Genomic DNA, 18881 nt, shown 5'->3' on the forward strand with positions numbered 1-18881 from the left:
GCAAGGCGCGCCTTACTTGATCTTCGCTTCCTTGAATTCGACGTGCTTGCGGGCAACCGGATCGTACTTGCGGAAGGTGAACTTTTCCGTGTGGTTGCGCGGGTTCTTCTTGGTCACGTAATAGAAGCCCGTATCGGCAGTCGAGACGAGCTTGATCTTGACGGTTGCGGGCTTCGCCATGGCGTGTTCCTAAAGATCTGAAAGGGGCCGGTCGGGCCCGAAAAAACAAGGGCGGCGCGCACAGCACCGCCGTTCCGGCGCGGCCATTGGGCGATTCACGCGCGAAAGTCAAGCATCCGGCGGCGGCAAATTGCGCTGCCGGTCGACCCTCCGGCGGCGCAGCGCGGGCTGGCGGGCCAGCGCTATCCTACCAGTCCACCTTGCCGCGCTTGGCTTTGACATCGCCGCGGACCTTCTTCGCCTTCAGCCGCTTGACCTTGCCCACACGGTTGACCCGGCTCTTCTTGCGCTTGCGCGGCGGGTTCAGCGCTTCGTGGAGCAGCGCCACCAGCCGTTCGCGCGCGGCCTCGCGGTTCTGCTCCTGCGTGCGGTATTCGTTGGCGGTAAAGACGATCTCGCCATTCTTGGTCAGCTTGCTTCCCGCGATGTCCTTCAGCCGTTCGAAAGCCTCGGGCGGCAGGCCGATCTGGAAGACGTCCACCCGCAGTTGGACCGAGGTTGCGACCTTGTTGACGTTTTGCCCACCGGGGCCGGAGGAAGCGATGAACTTCTCTTCGGCGATTTCGAGTGCCCGGTCGGCAATCTTACCCATCGGCAAAGCCGAGCGCGGCGAAATCGCGCGGCAGCGGGGCGGCGGCATCGATCGGCGGCTTGCCCGTGCGCGGCACGGTCAGCGCCGCGGCATGCAGCATGGTGCGCGGCGCGCCCTTGCCATTGCCATAGACCGGGTCGCCCAGCAGCGGCAGGTTCAGCCCCGCCTGGCAATGCACGCGGATCTGGTGCGTCCGCCCGGTTTCGGGGCGGAATTCCACCAGCGTGTGTCCACCGTGCTCGGCCAGCACCCGCCAATGGGTGATCGAGGGCTTGCCCTTTTTCGCGGCGATCATCCGCCAGCCCTTTTCCGCGCTGCTGATCTTGGACAGCGACAGTTCGATCGTGCCTTCGCTATCGGCGGGCACGCCCGACAGCACCCCGAGATAGCGCTTCTCGACCAGGCGTTCCTCGAACGCCTTGGCAAAGCGCTTGAGCGCCTTGGCGTTGCGCGCCAGCAGCAGGCAGCCGCTGGTATCGGTATCGATCCGGTGCACGGGCATGGGCGCGCGCTGGAAACCCAGCTTCAATTCCTCGAAATGGTCCTCGAGCGAGGCCCCGCCGCGGCGGGGGCGTTCGATCGGCAGCCCGGAAGGCTTGTTGATGACGAGCGCTTCGCCGTCTTCGAACAGGATGGGGATATGGGACATAGAGCTTTCCGTTCGCCCCGAGCGTGTCGAAGGGCCGTAGGGGGAGGGATGCGCCGTCCTTGAAGAAAAACCCGCCGCGCGACAAGCGGCAGGCGTGCGGGCGTCATTCCCCGACCAGCCGCGCATCCATCATCAGCCGCAGCGCATTGCCGAGCATGAAGCCGCCCGCGAGGTCCTCGATTCTGCAATTCCGCCTCTCGCGCGCGGCCTTCCTCGATCAGCGTCCGGCGGAAGACACCGGGCAGCAGGCCCAGCCGGGCGGGCGGGGTCAGCAGCACTCCGTCGGGGCCGGGGACGAAGATGTTGGTGACGCTGCCTTCGGTGAGCAGGCCGTCCTCGCGCACGAACAGCGCCTCGTCGGCGTCATGCGGCTGCGCCACGCGGCGCGCCTCGTCGTAGAACCCGCGGTCGCTCGACTTATGGCGCAGCCGCCAGTCGCCCGGATCGACGGGCAGCGGCAGGATAATGCAGCGGGCCGGCTCGCCCCAGGGCGCGGGCATGTCCTGCGCCTCGAGCGCGATCGCACCCGAACGTGCAGCAAGCAGGCGCACGCGGCTTGGCTTCTCCAGCACGAAACACAGCGCGTGCAGCTGGTTGCGGGCATCGTGCCGGTCGAAGGAGAAGCCCAGTTCTCCAGCGCTCGCCTTCAGCCGTTCGAGATGGGTCTCGAGCATGGCGATCCCGGTTTCGGGGACGAAGCGCATGGTTTCGATCAGGTCGAATTGCGCGGCCTGATGCGCGGGCGAGGACGTGCGCGCGAAAGCGCCCTTGAGCAGCGCTTCGCGCCATTCGGTGCGCGGCTCGCTGTCGGCGACGATCGCCCCGCCGACACCCAGCACGGCCTTGCCGCGGGCGTTTTCTATCTCGGTCAGCCGCAGCGTCCGGATCGCGACGTTGAAGGCGGCATCGCCCCCCGCGCCGATCCGCCCGATCGCGCCGCAATAGGGCCCGCGCGGGTCGCGTTCGGCGGCGTCGATCAATTCCATCGCGCGGATCTTGGGGGCGCCGGTAATCGATCCGCAGGGGAACAGCGCACGCACGAGGTCGGCTGCGCCGCATTCCGGCTTGAGCCGCGCGCGCACCACGCTGACCATCTGGTGCACTGTCGGGTAGCTTTCGACCGCGAACGGATTGTCGACGCGCACGCTGCCCGCTTCCGCGACGCGCGACAGGTCGTTGCGCATCAGGTCGACGATCATCAGGTTTTCGGCCTTGTCCTTGACCGATGCGGCCAGCTCGCCCGCCAGCGCGTCGTCCGCGGCGCTATCTCCGCCGCGGGGGCGCGTGCCCTTCATCGGCTTGGCCTTGGCCTCGCCGTCCTTAAGCGACACGAACAGTTCGGGGCTGAGGCTGAGCAGCCAGTGCGCGCCGTCGAAAACCACGCCGCCGTAACCGGCCTGCGCCGCAGGCCTGAGCGCGGCATAGAGGCCCAGCGGATCGCCCGAGAAGCCGCCCGCCAGCGGGAAAGTCAGGTTGGCCTGGTAGATATCGCCCGCGCGAATCGCCTCCTGCAACTGCGCGAAGGCCTGCGTATAGCCGCCGGGCGAAAGCTGCGGTTCCAGCGGGCCGACGCTGCCGCCACCCGGTGCGCGCGCCGCCAGCCAGTGCGGCATTTCGTCAGCGGGGATCCGGACCGGTTCGCCGAACAGGCCCAGCCACACCAGCGGACCCGCACCGCCGCTGCGCACCGCCGCGCGGTCGGCCAGCCGGTCTTCGAGCGCGAGCCCGGCCTCATAGGCGATATAGCCCGCCAGCTCGCCGCCTTCGCGGCGCGCGTCATCGGCATCGGCAAGCACCCGGGCGACTTGTTCGGGACGGTGGGCAACGAAGACCCGGCGCGGGTTTTCGAACAGCAAGGCATCGGCTGCGCCCGTTTCACGCGCATCGTCGAGCAGGACAAAGGGCTGCCGTTCCGCCATCGGTGCCAGCCTTTACCGCAAGCGCAGCGCCTGTCGAGGGATTGCTTGACCGCACCCACAAGGCTGCGTCAGATGGCCGGCATCGGCGGGCCTGCGGAATGGGAATTGAGTGCATGAGCGAGATTTTTCTGGGACTGGGGGCGAATGGCCAGCGCCAGCACCTGCGGCTCGACCAGGCCAATCGGCACGGGTTGATCGCGGGCGCCACCGGGACCGGGAAAACGGTTACTTTGCAGGGCCTTGCCGAAAGCTTTTCGGCGCATGGGGTGCCGGTGTTCGTCGCCGATGTGAAGGGTGACCTCGCCGGGGTCTCGCTGGCGGGATCGCCGCAATTCAAGCATGCCGACAAGCTCGAGGCGCGTGCACAGGAACTGGGCATGGACGATTACGCCTATGCCGACAACGCCGCGGTGTTCTGGGACCTGTATGGCGAACAGGGCTTCCCGATCCGCACCACCATCTCGGAAATGGGCCCGATGCTGCTCGCACGGCTGCTCGACCTGAACGAGACGCAGGAAGGCGTGCTCAACATCGTCTTCCGCTATGCCGACGACAACGGGCTGCTGCTGCTCGACCTGGGCGATCTGCAATCGATGCTGGCCTATGCCTACGACAATGCGAAAGACCTGTCGGGCAAATACGGCAATGTGGCCAAACAGAGCGTCGGCGCGATCCAGCGCCAGCTGCTCAGCTTCGAGAGCCAGGGCGCCGACAGGTTCTTCGGCGAGCCTGCGCTGGAAATCGACGATTTCCTCGCATGCGATGCGCAGGGTCGCGGCGTCATCAACGTGCTCGCCGCGAGCAAGCTGATGCGCGCGCCCAAGCTCTATGCCACCTTCCTGCTGTGGCTGCTCGCCGAACTGTTCGAGAGCCTCCCCGAAGTGGGCGACCCGGACAAGCCGAAGCTGGTGTTCTTCTTCGATGAAGCGCACCTTCTCTTCGATGATGCGCCCGAAGCCCTCGAAGACAAGGTCGAACAGGTCGTCCGCCTGATCCGCTCGAAAGGCGTCGGGGTCTATTTTGTCACGCAGAACCCGGTGGACATTCCCGAGAAGATCGCCGGCCAGCTGGGCAACCGCGTCCAGCATGCGCTGCGCGCCTTCACCCCGCGCGACCAGCGGGCGATCAAGGCGGCAGCGGAGACCTTCCGCATCAATCCCGAACTCGATGTCGAGCAGGCGATCACCGAGCTCAAGGTGGGCGAGGCGCTGGTCTCGACGCTCGACGGGGACGGCGCGCCCACCGTGGTCCAGCGGACGCTGATCAAGCCTCCGCAATCGCGGCTTGGCCCGGTGACCGAGAAGGAACGCGCGATCGTCAATTCGGTGAGCGCGGTCGATGGCAAATACGACGTCGCGGTCGATCGTGAAAGCGCCGAGGAAGTGCTTGCTGCCAAGGCCGCCGACGCCGCCGCCACTGCCGAGGAAGTCGCCGAGAAGGGCGAGAAGGAAGTGCGCAAGCGCAGCCGCAAGACCACTTCGCTATGGGAGCGTGCAGGCAAGGCCGCGGCAGGGGCCGCCGCCAGTAGCGCGGCCTCGATCATCGCGGCCAAGGTGATGGGCCGGACCAGCCGTGCCAATCCGGTGCGCACTGCGGCAACCTCTGCGGCGGGGACGATCGCCACTGAATTCGGCGGCAGCATCGCGGGCCGTTTCGTCCGCAATCTGGTCGGCGGCCTGATGCGCTAGAGCGGCAGGCGGATCTCGGCGCGCAGGCCGCCCTGCGCGCGATTGGCGAGCGACAGCGTGCCGCCATGCTGTTCGGCCACCGCACGCGCGAGCGTCAGCCCCAGCCCCGACCCGCCCGTTTCGCGATTGCGGCTGGCCTCGCCGCGCGTGAACGGTTCGAGCATGTCGTGGATGCGCTCTTCGGGAATGCCGGGGCCATCATCTTCCACCCGCAGCACCGCCATGCCGTTCTCGCGCAGCACGCTGACTTGCGCCGTGCCGGCATAGCGCAGCGCATTGGTGACCAGGTTGCGCAGCCCGCGCTTGAGCCAGGTGAGATGGACCGCCGCGGCGATGCGGCTCCCGCTGGCAAGCGTGACCGGCTGGCCCATGTCCTCGAATTCCTCGATCACCGAAGCGGCCAGCGCGCCCAGTTCGGTCATCTCGGGCGGGGCGTCGCTGCGCCCGATCCGCGCGAGCGAAAGGATCTCGTCGAGCGTGCGGGTGATATCCTCGATCGTGGCCGCCATCTTTGCCCGTGCGGCTTCGTCCTCGACGCTTTCTATGCGCACGCGCAGCGCCGCCAGAGGGGTCTTGAGGTCGTGGCCGATCGCCCCGAGCATGACGTCCTTCTCGTCGAGCATCGAACCGATCCGCGCCTCCATCGCATTATGCGCGTGGATCAACCGGCGGACATCGTCGGGACCGCTCGGGCTGAGCGGCTCGCCGGGGACCGCGCCGCTGCCGAAACGCCGCGTGCGCTCGGCCAGCGTGGCCAGCGGGCGGGTGATCCGCCGCAGGACGAAATAGAGCAGGCCGACCAGCACGAGGAACAGGATCACCGTCTGCAGCACCAGCGAGCGCACGGGTCCGCGATCGGGCGGTGGCACGGCAAGGCGCGCGACCTGCCAGTCGTCGCTGCCCGCCTGCCTCAGTCCCACGACCAGCAATGTCTCGCGGTTTGCGGGCAGCCGCTCGCGCCATTCGGGGGAATCGGCCGCGGACTGCGCGATCAGCGGATCGGCCGATACGGCGCGCTCGGTCGCGACCACTTCGGCCACGGCCAGCCCCTGCCGTTCGAGCTGCTGGGTTATGGTGGCTTCGCGCGCGGGGTTGCGGCTCTCGCCGGGAAGCAGCGGAACGGCAGCCGTCTCGGTAAAGCGGATTCGGCGGGGAAGGCGCAGGCCGCGCTCGGCACCGGGGATGCGGCGAGTGACTGGACGGGGCGGGCCGGAGGCACGCCGCTCGCCGCGCAGATCGCGCCGCTGGCCGGCCAGCAATTGGAAACTGGCGGCACTGGCCAGTGCGAACTCGCGCCGTTCGGATGCGGCCCGGTACAGCATGACTGCCGAAATCGCCTGTGCGATCAGCAGCGCCGCGGCCAGTGCCAGCATGACCTGGCCCAGCAGGCTGCGCGGCAGCAATCGCGTCATGCCGTCTCGCCGCGCGCGACGCGCGTCACTTCGGCGCCGAAGCGATAGCCGCCGCCGCGCACGGTCTGGATGAAATGGGGATTGCGGCTGTCGGTTTCGATCTTGCGTCTCAGCCGGCTGATCTGGTTGTCGACCGCGCGGTCGAACAATTGGGCTTCGCGCCCCTGCACCATATCGAGCAGGCGGTCGCGGTCGAGCACCTGGCGCGGATGATCGCAAAACGCCCGGAGCATGCGGAACTCGGCAGTCGACAGCGGTACGAGCGCGCCGGTCGGATCGGTCAGCCGGTGCTTGAGCGGATCGAGCTGCCAGCCCTCGAAATGGTAGAGCAGCTCCTCGTCCGCCGCCGCAGCGGCCGGCCGTTCGGCGCGGCGCAGCACCGAACGAATGCGCGCCACCAGCTCGCGCGGTTCGAACGGCTTGGTGACATAATCGTCGGCGCCGATTTCCAATCCGATGATCCGGTCCATCGCTTCGCCCTTGGCGGTCAGCAGGATCGTGGGCAGGCCGCGGCTTTCGACGAGGTGGCGGCACAGCGACAAGCCGTCCTCGCCCGGCATCATGATGTCGAGCAGGGCGAGATCGGGCAATTCCTGCGCGATCAGCGTGCGCGCCTGCGCGGCGCTGTCCGCGTCGCGCACGACGAACCCCTGGCGGGAGAGATACTCCGCCAGGGGTTCGCGCAGGCTGGGCTCGTCATCGACGAGCAGGATGGAGGTGGGCGCGGGTTCGGTCATAGGTCTTGCACTTGCGCGCCTACCGTCCAGCGGTCCATGCGATCAAGCGTTACTGGCCGCGGCGCTCGCCGCGCTTGGCCTGCCGTTCGGCCCGGCGTTCCGCCTTGTGGGCTTCGCGCTCCTCGGCCGAGATCGCGCCATTGCCATCGCTGTCGAGCTTGGCGAAACGTGCCTGCACCGCGGCATCGAATTCGGCGCGGCTGATCGCCTGGTCGCCATTGGCATCGGCGCTCAGGAACATGCCGCCGCGCTTCCCGCCGCGGTTGCCCCGCTTGCCGCGTTCGCCGCGCGCTTCGTGCATTGCGGCGAGTTCGGCTTGCGAGAGGCCGCCCGAATTGTCGGTATCGGCCTGCGCGAAACGCTGGGCCATCCGTTCGGTCCGGTCACCGCCGCGCTTGGCCCGCCGTTCGCTGCGTTCGCCGCGCTCGGGACGATCGGCCTTGCGCGCCTCGCGGGCGGCCTGCATTTCGGCTGCGGTGAGCTCGCCGTCACCATTGGCATCGGCGCGGGCGAACATCTGGGCACCGCGCGCCTGGCGGTCGGCAGCGTTGATCACGCCGTCGCCATTGGCATCCATGCGGGCGAAACGTTCGGCGCTCGCGGCCTGCATTTCGGTCAGCGTGACACTGCCGTTGCCATCGGTATCGGGATTATGCGCCCCGCGGTGCTGCGCGATCGCGGTGGTACCGGTCAGCGCCAGTGCGGCGGCGGAAAGGGCAAGGATGGTCTTGTTCATAGGATATCTCCAAAGGACTGAAGAGCTGTGACGGACCGGGGTCTGAGGGGAGGGAGGTCATGCCCGCCGCAGCTCGTGTCCCTGTTCTAGGCCGACAATGTCGCAGCAATATCCCGAACCTGGCCTGAATTGTAACGGAAGGTATCACGCCGCCGGCCGCGTTCATCGCGCAGCAAGCGCGTCGGCGCGATCGCCCCGTCAGGCCGCCTTGTCCATCAGGAAGGCGTTGAGCTTGTTGCCATCCGGGTCGCGGAAATAGGCCGCATAAAACACCATGCCATTGGCATCGGGCTCGCCGCGCGGTCCCGGTTCGCCCTCGTCGCTGCCGCCATTGGCGAGCGCAATGTCATACAGCCGGCGGACCTGGTCGCGGTCCTTCGCCTGAAGCGCCACCATCGTGCCGTTGCCCACACTGGCCTCGTTCCCGTCGAACGGCTTGGTTGCCGCGATGCCCGGCGCGCCATCCATCGCCCCCCAGGCAATGAAGCTGTCGAAATCCATCATCCGCCCCACGCCCAGTTCGGCCGCGATGGGATCGTAGAACCGAGCCGCCCGCTCGAGATCGTTGGTCCCCACTGTCACATATCCGATCATCTGCACTCTCCTTGTCGAAAACGACTCGCGACCGGCGGAACATTAGGGGAACATGATCTGGCCTACAAGGGCGCGCATTGCTCCTCGAGCCAGGCGAGATCATCGCCCTCGAGCTGCGGGGCAAGCGTGGCGTAGACCGCGGTGTGATAGTCGTTCCACCAGCCGATCTCGGCCTCGCTGAGCAGCGCGCGGTCGACCAGCGTCCGGTCGAGCGGAACCATCGTCAGCGTTTCGAAGCCGAGATACTTGCCCTCGCTGTCCGCAAGGCCCGCATCGACCACCAGCACGAGGTTCTCGATCCGGATGCCGTATTCGCCGGGCTTGTAGTAACCGGGCTCGTTCGACAGGATCATCCCCTCGCGCAGCGGGGTTTCGGTGCCGGGGAAGGCGCCGCCCGGCTTGCTGATCCGCTGCGGGCCCTCGTGGACCGAAAGGAAGCTGCCGACGCCATGCCCGGTGCCGTGGCCGTAATCGACCCCGCCGTTCCACAGATGCATCCGCGCCAGCGCGTCGAGCGCACCGCCAGTGGTGCGATCGGGGAATTTCTGCATGTCGAGCTGGATATGGCCCTTGAGCACGCGCGTGTTGCGCTCGACCATCTCGGCGCTGGGCTCGCCCGGGCCGATCCACACGGTACGGGTGATGTCGGTGGTGCCGTCGAGATACTGGCCGCCCGAATCGACGAGGTAGATCGACGACGGCGGGATCGGGATATTGCTGTCTTCATCGACCTTGTAATGCGGCAGCGCGGCATGGCCCGCTGCGGCGCTGATCGTGTCGAAGCTCGCATCCTTGAGCAGGCCGCCCGCTTCGCGGAATTCGCGCAGCTTGGCCGCCGCGGCGAGCTCGTCGACGCCGCCCTTGGGCGCTTCGATGCCGAGCCAGCGCAGGAACCGCGCCACGGCGGCACCATCGCGCGACTGGGCATCGCGGTGGCCATGCTGTTCGGCCGGGTTCTTGATCGCCTTGGGCAGCACGGTCGGATCGTCGGTGCGCACCACGCTGGCGCCGCCCTGTTCCAGCGCGTGGAAGATGCCCGCCACCGCATGGTTCGGATCGACCGCGACCCGCTTGCCGTCCAGCGCCTCGAGCGCGGGTACGAATTCCGCGCGGTCGCGCACCGTCACCGCATTGCCCAGATGCTGGGTGAGTTCGGGCGTGACCTTGTCGGGCGCGATGAACAGTTCGGCAGTGCCATCGGCATGCGCCAGGACATAGGACAGCGCGACCGGAGTGTTGTCGACATCCCTGCCGCGCATGTTCAGCAGCCACGCGACCGAATCGAGCGCGCTGACGACGGTCGCATCATACCCTTCCTGCTTGAGCCAGTCGGCCACTTCGGAACGCTTGTCGGCGCTCGAGCGTCCGGCATGCGCGTCGCCATGCGGCACCGCTGCAGCCAGCGAGGCCTGCGGACGGTCGTCCCAGATCGCATCGATCGGATTGCCGTCCACCGGGACCAGTTCGATGCCCTTGCGGGCGAATACGGCTTCGGCCTCCTCGGCCCAGCCGATCCCGTGCAGCCATGCGTCATAGCCGATCTTCGCCCCCTCGGGCGCGTGCGCGGCGATCCATTTGGCGGGCGATGTGGCAGGCACATCCTCGTAATCGTACAGCGCCCCGTTGACCTGCTCGCGCACCTGAACGGTATAGCGCCCGTCGGTGAACATCGCTGCGCGGTCCTGCAGCACGGCGGCACTTCCGGCGCTGCCGCCGAAACCGGTCAGCCAGTTGAGACGCTGGGCATAGGAGCCGACATATTCGCTCATGTGCTCGTCCGAGATGGGAATGACGAAGCCGTCGAGGCCGCGGCGGGCCAGTTCCTTGCGCAATCCGTCGAGACGGGCTTCATGGGTCTGCATCAGCATCGAGAAATCCTTTCCTTCGCGCCGGTCGCGCTGGGGAGCGACTCGGTGCTTGCGGCGCGTGGCGCAGCCGCATAATCACTCCCCCGTCATAGTCATCCGCGGCGCTCCTTTCCAGTTTTGCGCCGCCCGGGGAGGACCACCTATGCCTTTCATGCGATACGCCGCGTTCCTATCTGCCGCATCGCTGGCGCTCAGCGCGCCGCTCCACGCCCAGAACTCCGAAGGGACCACAGTGCCACAGCCGACTTCGCCGCCGACTGCCGAAAAACGCGACCACAGCTATTCGCATCACGGGATCACGATTTCCGACCCCTATCACTGGCTGCGCGACCAGTCCTATCCGACGATCGACGACGAGGACGTGCTCGACCATCTGAAGGCCGAAAACGCGTGGTTCGAAGCGCGGATGAAGCCGCAGCAGCCGCTGGTCGACGAATTGTTCGCGGAGATGAAGGCGCGCATCAAGGAAGACGATTCCACCGTGCCGCAGCGCCGCGGGGATTATCTCTACTGGTCGGAGTTCGAGGAAGGCGCGGAATACCGCAAATATTACCGCAAGCCGGTTGCCGGGGGCGACGACGTCCTGATCCTCGACGAGAACGCGCTGGCCGAAGGGGTCGAATATTTCCGCCTGGGCGCGTTTTCGGTGTCGCAGAACGGCCGCTATCTCGCCTATTCGGCCGATACCAACGGCTCCGAACGCTTTACCGCGCGGATCAAGGACCTGGAAACGGGCGAACTGCTGCCCGACGAGATCCCCGGCACGCTGTCGGACCTCGTCTGGGTGAAGAACGACACGGCGCTGGTCTATGGCACTGCGGACGACAATTGGCGCGTCCACGATGCGACCATGCATGTCCTCGGCACGCCGGTCAGCGAAGACGTCGAACTCTACCGCGAAACCATGGACGAGGGTTTTCGCGTCGGCACCGGCCTGTCGGCGCAGGAAGACTGGCTGATCATCTCGACCGGCGATAACGAGACCAGCGAAGTCCGCTTGGTGCCCGCCAGCGATCCCACGGCGGAGCAGGTGCTGGTCAAGCCGCGGCAGAAGGGCGTCGAATACGATGTCGATGTGCGCGACGGGATGGTGTGGGTCCATACCAATGACGACCACGTCAATTTCCGGCTGGCGACCGCCAAGCTCGAGACGCCGGGCGACTGGACCACGCTGATCTCCGGATCGGACGAGTTTTACCTGACCGGTTTCGAACTGTTCAAGGACTTCTATGTCACCGAAGGGCGACTGCGCGGGCTCGACCAGATCCAGCTGCGCTCCTACAAGGATGCCAATCTGGTCAAGCCGATCGCCTTTGCCGAAGCGAGCTTCAGCGCAGGGCTGAGCAACAATCCCGAATACGACCAGGACACCCTGCGGCTGGCCTACGAGAGCATGGTCACGCCGGATTCGGTCTATGACTACCACGTCGCCACGGGCGAGCTCGAACTGCTCAAGCAGCAGGAAATCCCCAGCGGTTACGACCCCGCGCTCTACACCACTGAGCGTGTCGAGATCGCCGCGCGCGACGGCACGATGGTTCCGGTCAGCATCATCATGCGCAAGGACCGGCCGAAGACCGGGCCGCTGCACCTCTATGCCTACGGCGCCTATGGCTATGCGGTACCGCCGGGCTTCTCGACCTCGCGGCTGAGCCTGGTCGATCGCGGCTATGCCTATGCCATCGCGCATATTCGCGGCGGCGACGACCTGGGCCGCAAGTGGTACCTGCAGGGCAAGCTCAACGAACGCACCAACACCTTCAACGATTTCGTTGACGTGGCGAAGGGGCTGGTCGCCAAGGGCTATACCGAGAAAGGCCGGATCAGCATTTCGGGCGGTTCGGCGGGCGGCGAGCTGATGGGCGCGGTGGTCAACACCGATCCCGAGCTGTGGGGCGCGGTGGTGGCGCATGTGCCCTTCGTCGATGTGCTGTCGACCATGCTCGACGGAGAACTGCCGCTGACGCCGGGCGAATGGCCGGAATGGGGCAACCCGATCCTGAGCAAGCAGGCCTTCGCCTACATCCTCAGCTACAGCCCCTATGACCAGGTGACGGCGCAGGATTACCCGCCGATGCTGGTGACCGCCGGCCTCAACGACCCGCGCGTGACCTATTGGGAACCCGCCAAATGGGTCGCCAAGCTGCGCGAGGTGAAGACCGGCGACAGCGAGCTGCTGCTCAAGACCAATATGGGTGCGGGTCATGGCGGCAAGTCGGGCCGTTTCCAGTCGATCTACGAAACCGCCGAAGAGGTCGCCTTCATCCTGTGGCAGATGGGCGAGGCCGAGTGATACCCAGCTTCACCCGCAGCTTCACTGCGGAGGCGCGCCACATCGACGAGATGGGGCACGTCAACAATGCGGTGTGGGTGCAGTGGATACAGGACATGGCGACCGCGCATTGGGACGCCGCCGCGCGGCCCGAGGACCGCGAGCAATTTGTCTGGCTCGTGGTCCGCCACGAGATCGACTACCGCGGCAATATCGACCTGGGGCAGAGCGTCGAAGGCACGACCTGGATCGAGGGCGGGGCACGCGGCGCCAAGTCGCTGCGCCGCGTCGATTTTCGCGATGCGGCGGGCCGGGTGATCGTCAGCGCGGCGACCACCTGGGCCATGCTCGATCGCACTTCGGGGCGCCCCGCGCGGGTGCGCCCCGAAGTGATCGCGCCGTTCGTCTGACCTAGCGCAGCAGTTCCGCCGTCGGGCGATAGTCGTAGCCGAGTTCGGTGGCGACCGCTTCATAGGTCACTTCGCCGCGGTGGACGTTCAGCCCTTCGGCGAGATGCGGATCGGCGGCGAGCGCATCCTTCCAGCCCATCCGCGCGATGCGCAGCGCATGCGGCAGCGTCACGTTGTTGAGCGCATAGGTGCTCGTGCGCGCCACTGCGCCGGGCATGTTGGCCACGCAGTAATGGACGACATCGTCGATGACATAGGTCGGATCGGCATGGGTGGTGGGCTTGCTGGTTTCGAAGCAGCCGCCCTGGTCGATCGCGACGTCGACCAGCACCGCGCCCTTCTGCATATCGCGCAGCGTGTCGCGCGTTACCAGCTTGGGAGCCGCGGCCCCGGGGATCAGCACTGCCCCGATCACCAGATCGGCATTGGTCACTGCGTCGTAGAGATTGGCCGCGTTGGAAAAGCGCGTGCTGGCGCGCGCCTCGAAATGCGTGCCGACCTTTTCGAGCACTTCGGGATCGCGGTCGAGAATGGTCACGTCGGCACCGAGGCCGACCGCCATCTGCGCGGCATTGAAGCCAACCACGCCGCCGCCGATCACCACGACCTTGCCGGGCATCACGCCCGGGACACCGCCAAGCAGCACGCCGCGTCCGCCATGCGCCTTCTCCAGTGCACTGGCGCCGGCCTGCACGCTCATCCGGCCGGCGACCTGGCTCATCGGCTTGAGCAGCGGCAGCTGGCCACGCGGCCCGGTCACCGTTTCATAGGCGATCGCGGTGACGCCGCTGTCGAGCAGTTCCTTCGTCTGGTCCGGATCGGGCGCAAGGTGCAGGTAGGTGTAGAGAATCTGGCCCTCGCGCAATTTCTTGCGTTCGACAGCCTGCGGTTCCTTGACCTTCACCACCATTTCGCATTCGGCGAAGATCGGGTCCGGTCCGTCGACGATCTTCGCGCCCGCAGCGATATACTGCTCGTCGGTCGCGTCGATGCCGCAGCCCGCTTCCGTCTCGATCCACACCTCGTGGCCCTGCATGACGAGCTCTTTCGCGCTCTCGGGCGTCAGGCCGACGCGGTATTCGTGGTTCTTGATTTCCTTGGGGCTGCCGATGCGCATGGGGGGACTCCTTGGTTGCGCGCGTCCGTTACAACTGCAACCAAGATGCGGCAAGCCCGGCCCGCCCGCTTCGCCCTGCGCCCGTGGCCCGTGCCGCTCGTGTCGGCCCGCTCCCGCGCCGCTATTCGGTCGCCACACTCCAGTCGGCCACGACCGTATTGCCTTCGCCTTCGGTTCGCGTGTCGAACAGGCGGGTGTCATCGCCAAGCGCGCCGGTGACCGCCTGCAACGCGGCTTCGCTCCCCGACAGCGATACCCTGACGCCCGAACGCTGCGCCGCCCATGCGATCAGGGCGACCCGGCTCGCATTCGCGCTGTCGAGACCGTCTTCGGCAACGCTGATCTCGGGCAATGCCGACAGCGGCGGGCGCAGTTCGACCGCCCAGCCCGGGGTGGAGTTTTCAAGCCGCTGTTCGAGCTCGCGGTAGCCGGCGAGCGTGAGCCCCTCGAGCGGCCGCGCGTCGGCCCGCGCGCGGCGGTTCTCCCGGTCGAGCAGCACATCCTTGCGCTCGACCCCTGCAATCAGCGCGAGGCTGCGGCCCAGCGCGGCAATCTGGCGCTCGCTTGCTTCGGCGGCCTCGCGTGCGCGCGCCTGCGCCAGCGCCGCCTGTTCGGCCGCGCGCGGATCGGTGCCGACCTGGAACTGGTCGATCGTGACGACCACCGGCCGGCCCAGCCGTTCGGCCAAGCGCTCGGCCACATCGGTGTCGGCCGACGGGTTGAACTCGGGGGTGAAGACGCTGGCCGAGACCGTCACCGGTTTGGCGGCCCAGTTGACGATCGGCTGTTCCACCCGTGCGCGGTCGGTAAAGGCTTCCGCCACTTCCTGATTGACGATCCGCTGGCCATTGGCTTCCCAGGCAATGGTGCGCAACGAGAAGGCGAGCGGCACCGCCAGCGCGATGAAGATTGCCATGATGCCGATCGACTGCACCCGGCTCTGGCGGTGCGTCAGGTCCGACTGGAAGCCGTACAGCCGCGCCATCACGGCCGCGGTCAGCCCGATGGTCACGAGGTTGGTGACGTAGAGCCCCAGCGCGCCGCCGAAGACCGTCCAGTTGAACGTCGCGAGGCCAAAGCCCACCACCGCCAGCGGCGGCATCAAGGCGGTGGCGATGGCAACGCCCACGATCGTGCCTTCGCGCCCGCGAATCACCGCATAGGAACCCGCCAGCGCGGAAAACAGCGCGACCAGCAGGTCGAACAGGTTGGGCCGGGTGCGCGCGGCGATTTCTTCGGTCACGGTTTGCAGCGGCGAAAGGAACACGATCAGCGCGCAGAATAATATGGCGAAGATCGACCCGGCGATCAGCGCCTTGCCGCAGCGGCGCAACCAGCCCGCATCACCGGTGGCGAGCGAGAAGCCGGTACCGATGATCGGGTTCATCAGCGGCGATAGCAGCATGGCGCCGATCACCACGGCCGGCGAGGACAGCAGCAGGCCGAGGATGGCGATGCCTGCGCTCATCGCAGTCATGAAGATATAGCGGCTGGTCAGCAGCGATTCGCCGCGAACCCGTTCGACCGTGGCGACATGATCGAGATCGGCGACCACGCCGTCGCGCCACCAGATACGGATTTCGGCCAATGCGCGCAGGATCGTCCAGCGGCTGATCGGCCGGCGGGCAGTGCCATCTGCCTTGTCGGCCTTCTCTTCCCGGGCGACCTGTCCGGTCGTTTCGCTCGCAATACTCATCGCCGGACGATCTAACCCGTTGATCTGCTCGCGTCGCGCCTAATTTGCCCGGTGGGGCCGGTGCGGGGCATGGCTACAGCGGGTTGCCGTCCTGATCGCGGAAGATCTCGCGCCGCCCGACATGGTTGGCGGGGCCGACCAGGCCTTCGCTTTCCATCCGCTCGATCCACTTGGCCGCGGTGTTGTAGCCCACGCCCATCTGGCGCTGCAGCCACGAACCCGATGCCTTCTGGTTCTCGATCACGATCTGGCAGGCCTGGCGATACTTGCGCTCGTCGGGATTGTCGCTGGCGGTGAACTCGTCCTCGAAATTGAAGCCGCCGTCCTCGGGCTCCTCGGTGACCGCATCGACATAGTCGGGCTTGCCCTGTCCGCGCCAGTGATCGGCCACCCGCTCGACCTCCTCGTCGGAGACGAAGGGACCGTGGACGCGGATCATCGCGCCGGTATTGGGCTTGTAGAGCATGTCACCCTTGCCCAGCAGCTGCTCGGCGCCCTGTTCGCCCAGGATCGTGCGGCTGTCGATGCGGCTGGTGACCTTGAAGCTGATCCGGGTGGGCAGGTTGGCCTTGATGACGCCGGTGATGACGTCGACCGAGGGGCGCTGCGTCGCCATGATCAGATGGATGCCGGCGGCGCGGCTTTTCTGCGACAGCCGCTGGATCAGCACCTCGATTTCCTTGCCCACCGTGACCATGAGGTCGGCCAGCTCGTCGACGATCAGCACGATCAGCGGCAGCGGCTGGTAATCGAGCTGCTCTTCCTCGTAGAGTTCCTCGCCCGTTTCGGGGTCGAAGCCGGTCTGCACGCGGCGGCCGAGCGGCTTGCCCTTTTCGGCCGCCTTGCGGATCTTTTCGTTGAAGCCGGCGATATTGCGCGAGTTGACCGACGACATCATCCGATAGCGTTTCTCCATTTCCTCGACCGCCCATTTAAGCGCGCGCACGCTCTTGTGCGGTTCGGTGACGACCGGGCTAAGGAGATGCGGGATATCGTCGTAGCTCTTGAGTTCCAGCACCTTGGGGTCGATCAGAATCAGGCGGCATTCGTCGGGCGTGAAGCGATAGAGCAGCGACAGCAGGATCGCATTGAGGCCGACCGACTTGCCCGAACCGGTGGTGCCCGCGACCAGCAGGTGCGGCATGGCGGCAAGATCGGCGACGATCGGTTCGCCGGCGATGTCCTTGCCCAGGATCATCGGCAGGCTGCCCTTGTGGTCGACGAAGGCGGCCGAATTGGACAGCTGCTTGTAACTGACCATCTGGCGGTCGGCATTGGGCAGTTCGATGCCGATTACCGTGCGGCCCGGGATGGGCGAAACGCGCGCGCTGATCGCGCTCATGTTGCGCGCGATATCCTCGGCCAGGCCGACCACGCGGCTGGCCTTGATGCCCGGCGCCGGCTCGAGCTCGTACATGGTTACCACCGGACCTGCGCGGACCGCAGTGATCTCGCCCTTCACGTTGAAGTCGTCGAGCACGTTCTCAAGCAGCCGCGCATTGCGTTCGAGCGCCATCTTGTCGAGCTTGGGCGCGGTGTTGTCGGGCGCGTCGTCGAGCAGGTCCTGGCTCGGCAACTGGTAATTGGCGAACATGTCGCGCTGCTTCGCCGTGGCCGGCTTGGGCTGGGCGGGGGTGGGCGCCGGGTCGGCGATTTCGGGCGCGCGGCGCGGTTCGCGAACCGGCAGATCGGCGTCTTCGGGCGCGTTTGCGGCGGGGGCGGCGCGCTTCTGTTTCTTGGGCGCCAGCGGCAGGTCGAATTCGGGGAGCTGCGCCTTGCGCTTGACGAATTCGGGCAGTGTCAGGAACTGCGCCCAGTCGAGCGCGAACACCCGGGTGACCAGCGCGATACCGCCGCCCAGCGCGGCCAGCGCCAGCGCCAGCACGATCCAGCCGGCAAAGCTGCCGCCGAAGCGTTCGGCAACCGCTTCGATCCCGAGGCCGCCCAATTGCCCGAACAGACCGCCGGGTCCTGCGGGCAGGCTGCCGCTACCCGGTTCGAACACCAGCGCCAGCACCGTGCCGAGCAAGGCGATTGCGGCCAGCAGCATGGCCAGGGGTCGCCACCAGCGACCGGGCGTCTCGTCCTCGTCGTCGCGCTCGACGCCGCTCCACAGCCGGCGCGCCGCGATATAGAGCAATGGCAGCAGCAGGACGGCGGGCAGGCCGAGGAAATTGAGCGCGCGTTCGCTGGCCCAGGCCCCGCTGGCGCCCATCCAATTGCCGATGTTGGCATCGCTCGCGGCAGTCGATGGGCTGGGATCGGTCTGGGTGTAGCTGGCCAGCGCCAGCGTCAGGAAGACCAGCAGCACGAACAGCAGTCCTGCGCCCGCCATGTGCGTGGCGCGGCGGAAGCTGCGGCGAAATGCCGCGCGCCAGTCTGGTGCTGCGCCTGCGCGCGAGGCCATCGGTGTTCCCCTGATCCGTAGAAAGTGCGCAGTATGAATCTTCGGGGAGTCGCCCGTCAAGCGGCCTTCGTCGAAGCGAGTCCGTCGATCGCCCCCCAGCGCGGCCAGCCAAGGTCGCGCGCGCGCGCCGCGGTCATGCCCCCCAACGCGATCACCGGTACGCTCGACAGGCGTGCGAGCGCGTGAAACCCGGCGCTGCCCAGTGTGCTTGCCCCGGGATGCGACGCGGTGGGAAACACCGGCGACAGGAAGATACCGTCGGCGCGCGCGGCCAGCGCGGCTTCGATCTCGGCGCGGTCATGCGCAGTCGCGAGGCGCAGGCCCGGCCCCAGCCGCTCGGGCGCACCATAGCGGCCATCGGCGCCCCAGTCCTGCGGCCCCGCAAGGACCACTGCATGCCCGCGCCGCCGCGCGCACGCAGCGAGCGTATCGAATCGCGCGCGCCGCACATCGGGGGGCAGGTGGTAGTGGCGAAAGACGAAACCCGATCCCCGCGGCAGGTCGGCGAGCGCCTGTTCCAGCTGCGCATCGTTGCGGGCATCGCTCAGCAACCAGATCAGCGGCAAGGACTGTTTATCGCGCATATTGTCGCTATAGCGCGCTG

15 protein-coding genes and 1 pseudogene are annotated in these 18881 nt (G+C 67.0%); 3 read left to right on the plus strand and 13 right to left on the minus strand.

Annotated elements, in window-relative coordinates; genetic code table 11:
- Positions 1 to 12: 12 nt before the first annotated feature.
- The 4 genes and pseudogenes from rpmG to pabB form a co-directional block, all read right to left on the minus strand.
- Positions 13 to 180, minus strand: coding sequence for a 50S ribosomal protein L33 (rpmG, locus tag WKH79_RS11790; protein WP_050601641.1), 168 nt, complete (start codon positions 178 to 180; stop codon positions 13 to 15).
- 187 nt (positions 181 to 367) lie between these two features.
- On the minus strand, positions 368 to 772 hold the full coding sequence (gene arfB / locus WKH79_RS11795) for an alternative ribosome rescue aminoacyl-tRNA hydrolase ArfB (RefSeq protein ID WP_050601642.1): 405 nt from the start codon (positions 770 to 772) through the stop codon (positions 368 to 370).
- A complete protein-coding gene (locus WKH79_RS11800; RefSeq protein WP_050601643.1) occupies positions 765 to 1421 on the minus strand; it encodes an RNA pseudouridine synthase in 657 nt (218 codons plus the stop codon). Before WKH79_RS11800 ends, arfB begins: the two co-directional genes overlap by 8 nt.
- A 103-nt stretch (positions 1422 to 1524) precedes the next feature.
- Positions 1525 to 3340: pseudogene (gene pabB / locus WKH79_RS11805) on the minus strand (aminodeoxychorismate synthase component I).
- Positions 3341 to 3453: 113 nt separating this feature from the next.
- On the opposite strand from pabB, the gene WKH79_RS11810 reads away from it, so the two are divergent.
- The gene (locus WKH79_RS11810; RefSeq protein WP_341858985.1) at positions 3454 to 5028 is read left to right on the plus strand and encodes a helicase HerA-like domain-containing protein; all 1575 of its coding nucleotides are present in this window, start codon (positions 3454 to 3456) and stop codon (positions 5026 to 5028) included.
- Here WKH79_RS11810 and WKH79_RS11815 read toward each other — a convergent pair.
- The 5 genes from WKH79_RS11815 to WKH79_RS11835 all read right to left on the minus strand — a co-directional run bounded on the left by WKH79_RS11815 (position 5025) and on the right by WKH79_RS11835 (position 10375).
- Entirely contained in the window at positions 5025 to 6440 is a 1416-nt protein-coding gene (locus WKH79_RS11815) for an ATP-binding protein (RefSeq protein WP_341858986.1), read from the minus strand. The genes WKH79_RS11810 and WKH79_RS11815 overlap by 4 nt on opposite strands.
- Positions 6437 to 7177, minus strand: a complete 741-nt coding sequence (locus WKH79_RS11820; RefSeq protein WP_341858987.1) for a response regulator — start codon at positions 7175 to 7177, stop codon at positions 6437 to 6439. Before WKH79_RS11820 ends, WKH79_RS11815 begins: the two co-directional genes overlap by 4 nt.
- Before the next feature lie 49 nt (positions 7178 to 7226).
- Positions 7227 to 7913 carry a hypothetical protein gene (locus WKH79_RS11825; protein WP_063511011.1) on the minus strand — a complete coding sequence of 229 codons (687 nt, stop codon included), beginning with the start codon at positions 7911 to 7913 and terminating at the stop codon, positions 7227 to 7229.
- A 198-nt stretch (positions 7914 to 8111) separates the two neighbouring features.
- Positions 8112 to 8507 (minus strand): VOC family protein, encoded by a 396-nt coding sequence (locus WKH79_RS11830; RefSeq protein WP_230832127.1) that lies wholly within the window; start codon positions 8505 to 8507, stop codon positions 8112 to 8114.
- 62 nt (positions 8508 to 8569) lie between these two features.
- Positions 8570 to 10375, minus strand: a complete 1806-nt coding sequence (locus WKH79_RS11835; RefSeq protein ID WP_341858988.1) for an aminopeptidase P family protein — start codon at positions 10373 to 10375, stop codon at positions 8570 to 8572.
- Positions 10376 to 10526: 151 nt separating this feature from the next.
- On the opposite strand from WKH79_RS11835, the gene WKH79_RS11840 reads away from it, so the two are divergent.
- Both WKH79_RS11840 and WKH79_RS11845 read left to right on the plus strand, forming a co-directional pair.
- Complete coding sequence (locus tag WKH79_RS11840; RefSeq protein ID WP_341860123.1) at positions 10527 to 12668, plus strand: S9 family peptidase; 2142 nt, start codon at positions 10527 to 10529, stop codon at positions 12666 to 12668.
- Positions 12665 to 13057, plus strand: a complete 393-nt coding sequence (locus WKH79_RS11845; RefSeq protein WP_341858989.1) for an acyl-CoA thioesterase — start codon at positions 12665 to 12667, stop codon at positions 13055 to 13057. The genes WKH79_RS11840 and WKH79_RS11845 overlap by 4 nt, the downstream gene beginning before the upstream one ends.
- A 1-nt stretch (position 13058) precedes the next feature.
- On the opposite strand, the gene ald is transcribed toward WKH79_RS11845, so the two are convergent.
- The 4 genes from ald to WKH79_RS11865 form a co-directional block, all read right to left on the minus strand.
- Entirely contained in the window at positions 13059 to 14174 is a 1116-nt protein-coding gene (gene ald, locus WKH79_RS11850; RefSeq protein ID WP_341858990.1) for an alanine dehydrogenase, read from the minus strand.
- A gap of 121 nt (positions 14175 to 14295) precedes the next feature.
- Positions 14296 to 15870, minus strand: a complete 1575-nt coding sequence (locus tag WKH79_RS11855) for a DUF389 domain-containing protein (protein ID WP_341858991.1) — start codon at positions 15868 to 15870, stop codon at positions 14296 to 14298.
- 73 nt (positions 15871 to 15943) lie between these two features.
- Positions 15944 to 18277 carry a DNA translocase FtsK 4TM domain-containing protein gene (locus tag WKH79_RS11860; protein ID WP_050601653.1) on the minus strand — a complete coding sequence of 778 codons (2334 nt, stop codon included), beginning with the start codon at positions 18275 to 18277 and terminating at the stop codon, positions 15944 to 15946.
- A gap of 56 nt (positions 18278 to 18333) precedes the next feature.
- Complete coding sequence (locus WKH79_RS11865; protein WP_341858992.1) at positions 18334 to 18861, minus strand: thiamine phosphate synthase; 528 nt, start codon at positions 18859 to 18861, stop codon at positions 18334 to 18336.
- Between the last annotated feature and the right edge of the window lie 20 nt (positions 18862 to 18881).

Origin of the sequence: Qipengyuania sp. GPGPB31 (assembly GCF_038396345.1) — a bacterium.
Taxonomy (GTDB): Bacteria; Pseudomonadota; Alphaproteobacteria; order Sphingomonadales; family Sphingomonadaceae; genus Qipengyuania; species Qipengyuania citrea.

Bases quoted from the DNA above. Each gene is read 5' to 3' on its own strand.
- WKH79_RS11820 (WP_341858987.1), bottom strand. From the start codon at position 7,177: ATGACCGAACCCGCGCCCACCTCCATCCTGCTCGTCGATGACGAGCCC.
- WKH79_RS11815 (WP_341858986.1), bottom strand. From the start codon at position 6,440: ATGACGCGATTGCTGCCGCGCAGCCTGCTGGGCCAGGTCATGCTGGCA.
- WKH79_RS11810 (WP_341858985.1), top strand. From the start codon at position 3,454: ATGAGCGAGATTTTTCTGGGACTGGGGGCGAATGGCCAGCGCCAGCAC.
- arfB (WP_050601642.1), bottom strand. From the start codon at position 772: ATGGGTAAGATTGCCGACCGGGCACTCGAAATCGCCGAAGAGAAGTTC.
- WKH79_RS11825 (WP_063511011.1), bottom strand. From the start codon at position 7,913: ATGAACAAGACCATCCTTGCCCTTTCCGCCGCCGCACTGGCGCTGACC.
- WKH79_RS11800 (WP_050601643.1), bottom strand. From the start codon at position 1,421: ATGTCCCATATCCCCATCCTGTTCGAAGACGGCGAAGCGCTCGTCATC.
- WKH79_RS11830 (WP_230832127.1), bottom strand. From the start codon at position 8,507: ATGATCGGATATGTGACAGTGGGGACCAACGATCTCGAGCGGGCGGCT.
- WKH79_RS11865 (WP_341858992.1), bottom strand. From the start codon at position 18,861: ATGCGCGATAAACAGTCCTTGCCGCTGATCTGGTTGCTGAGCGATGCC.
- WKH79_RS11855 (WP_341858991.1), bottom strand. From the start codon at position 15,870: ATGAGTATTGCGAGCGAAACGACCGGACAGGTCGCCCGGGAAGAGAAG.
- WKH79_RS11835 (WP_341858988.1), bottom strand. From the start codon at position 10,375: ATGCTGATGCAGACCCATGAAGCCCGTCTCGACGGATTGCGCAAGGAA.
- rpmG (WP_050601641.1), bottom strand. From the start codon at position 180: ATGGCGAAGCCCGCAACCGTCAAGATCAAGCTCGTCTCGACTGCCGAT.
- WKH79_RS11860 (WP_050601653.1), bottom strand. From the start codon at position 18,277: ATGGCCTCGCGCGCAGGCGCAGCACCAGACTGGCGCGCGGCATTTCGC.
- WKH79_RS11840 (WP_341860123.1), top strand. From the start codon at position 10,527: ATGCGATACGCCGCGTTCCTATCTGCCGCATCGCTGGCGCTCAGCGCG.
- ald (WP_341858990.1), bottom strand. From the start codon at position 14,174: ATGCGCATCGGCAGCCCCAAGGAAATCAAGAACCACGAATACCGCGTC.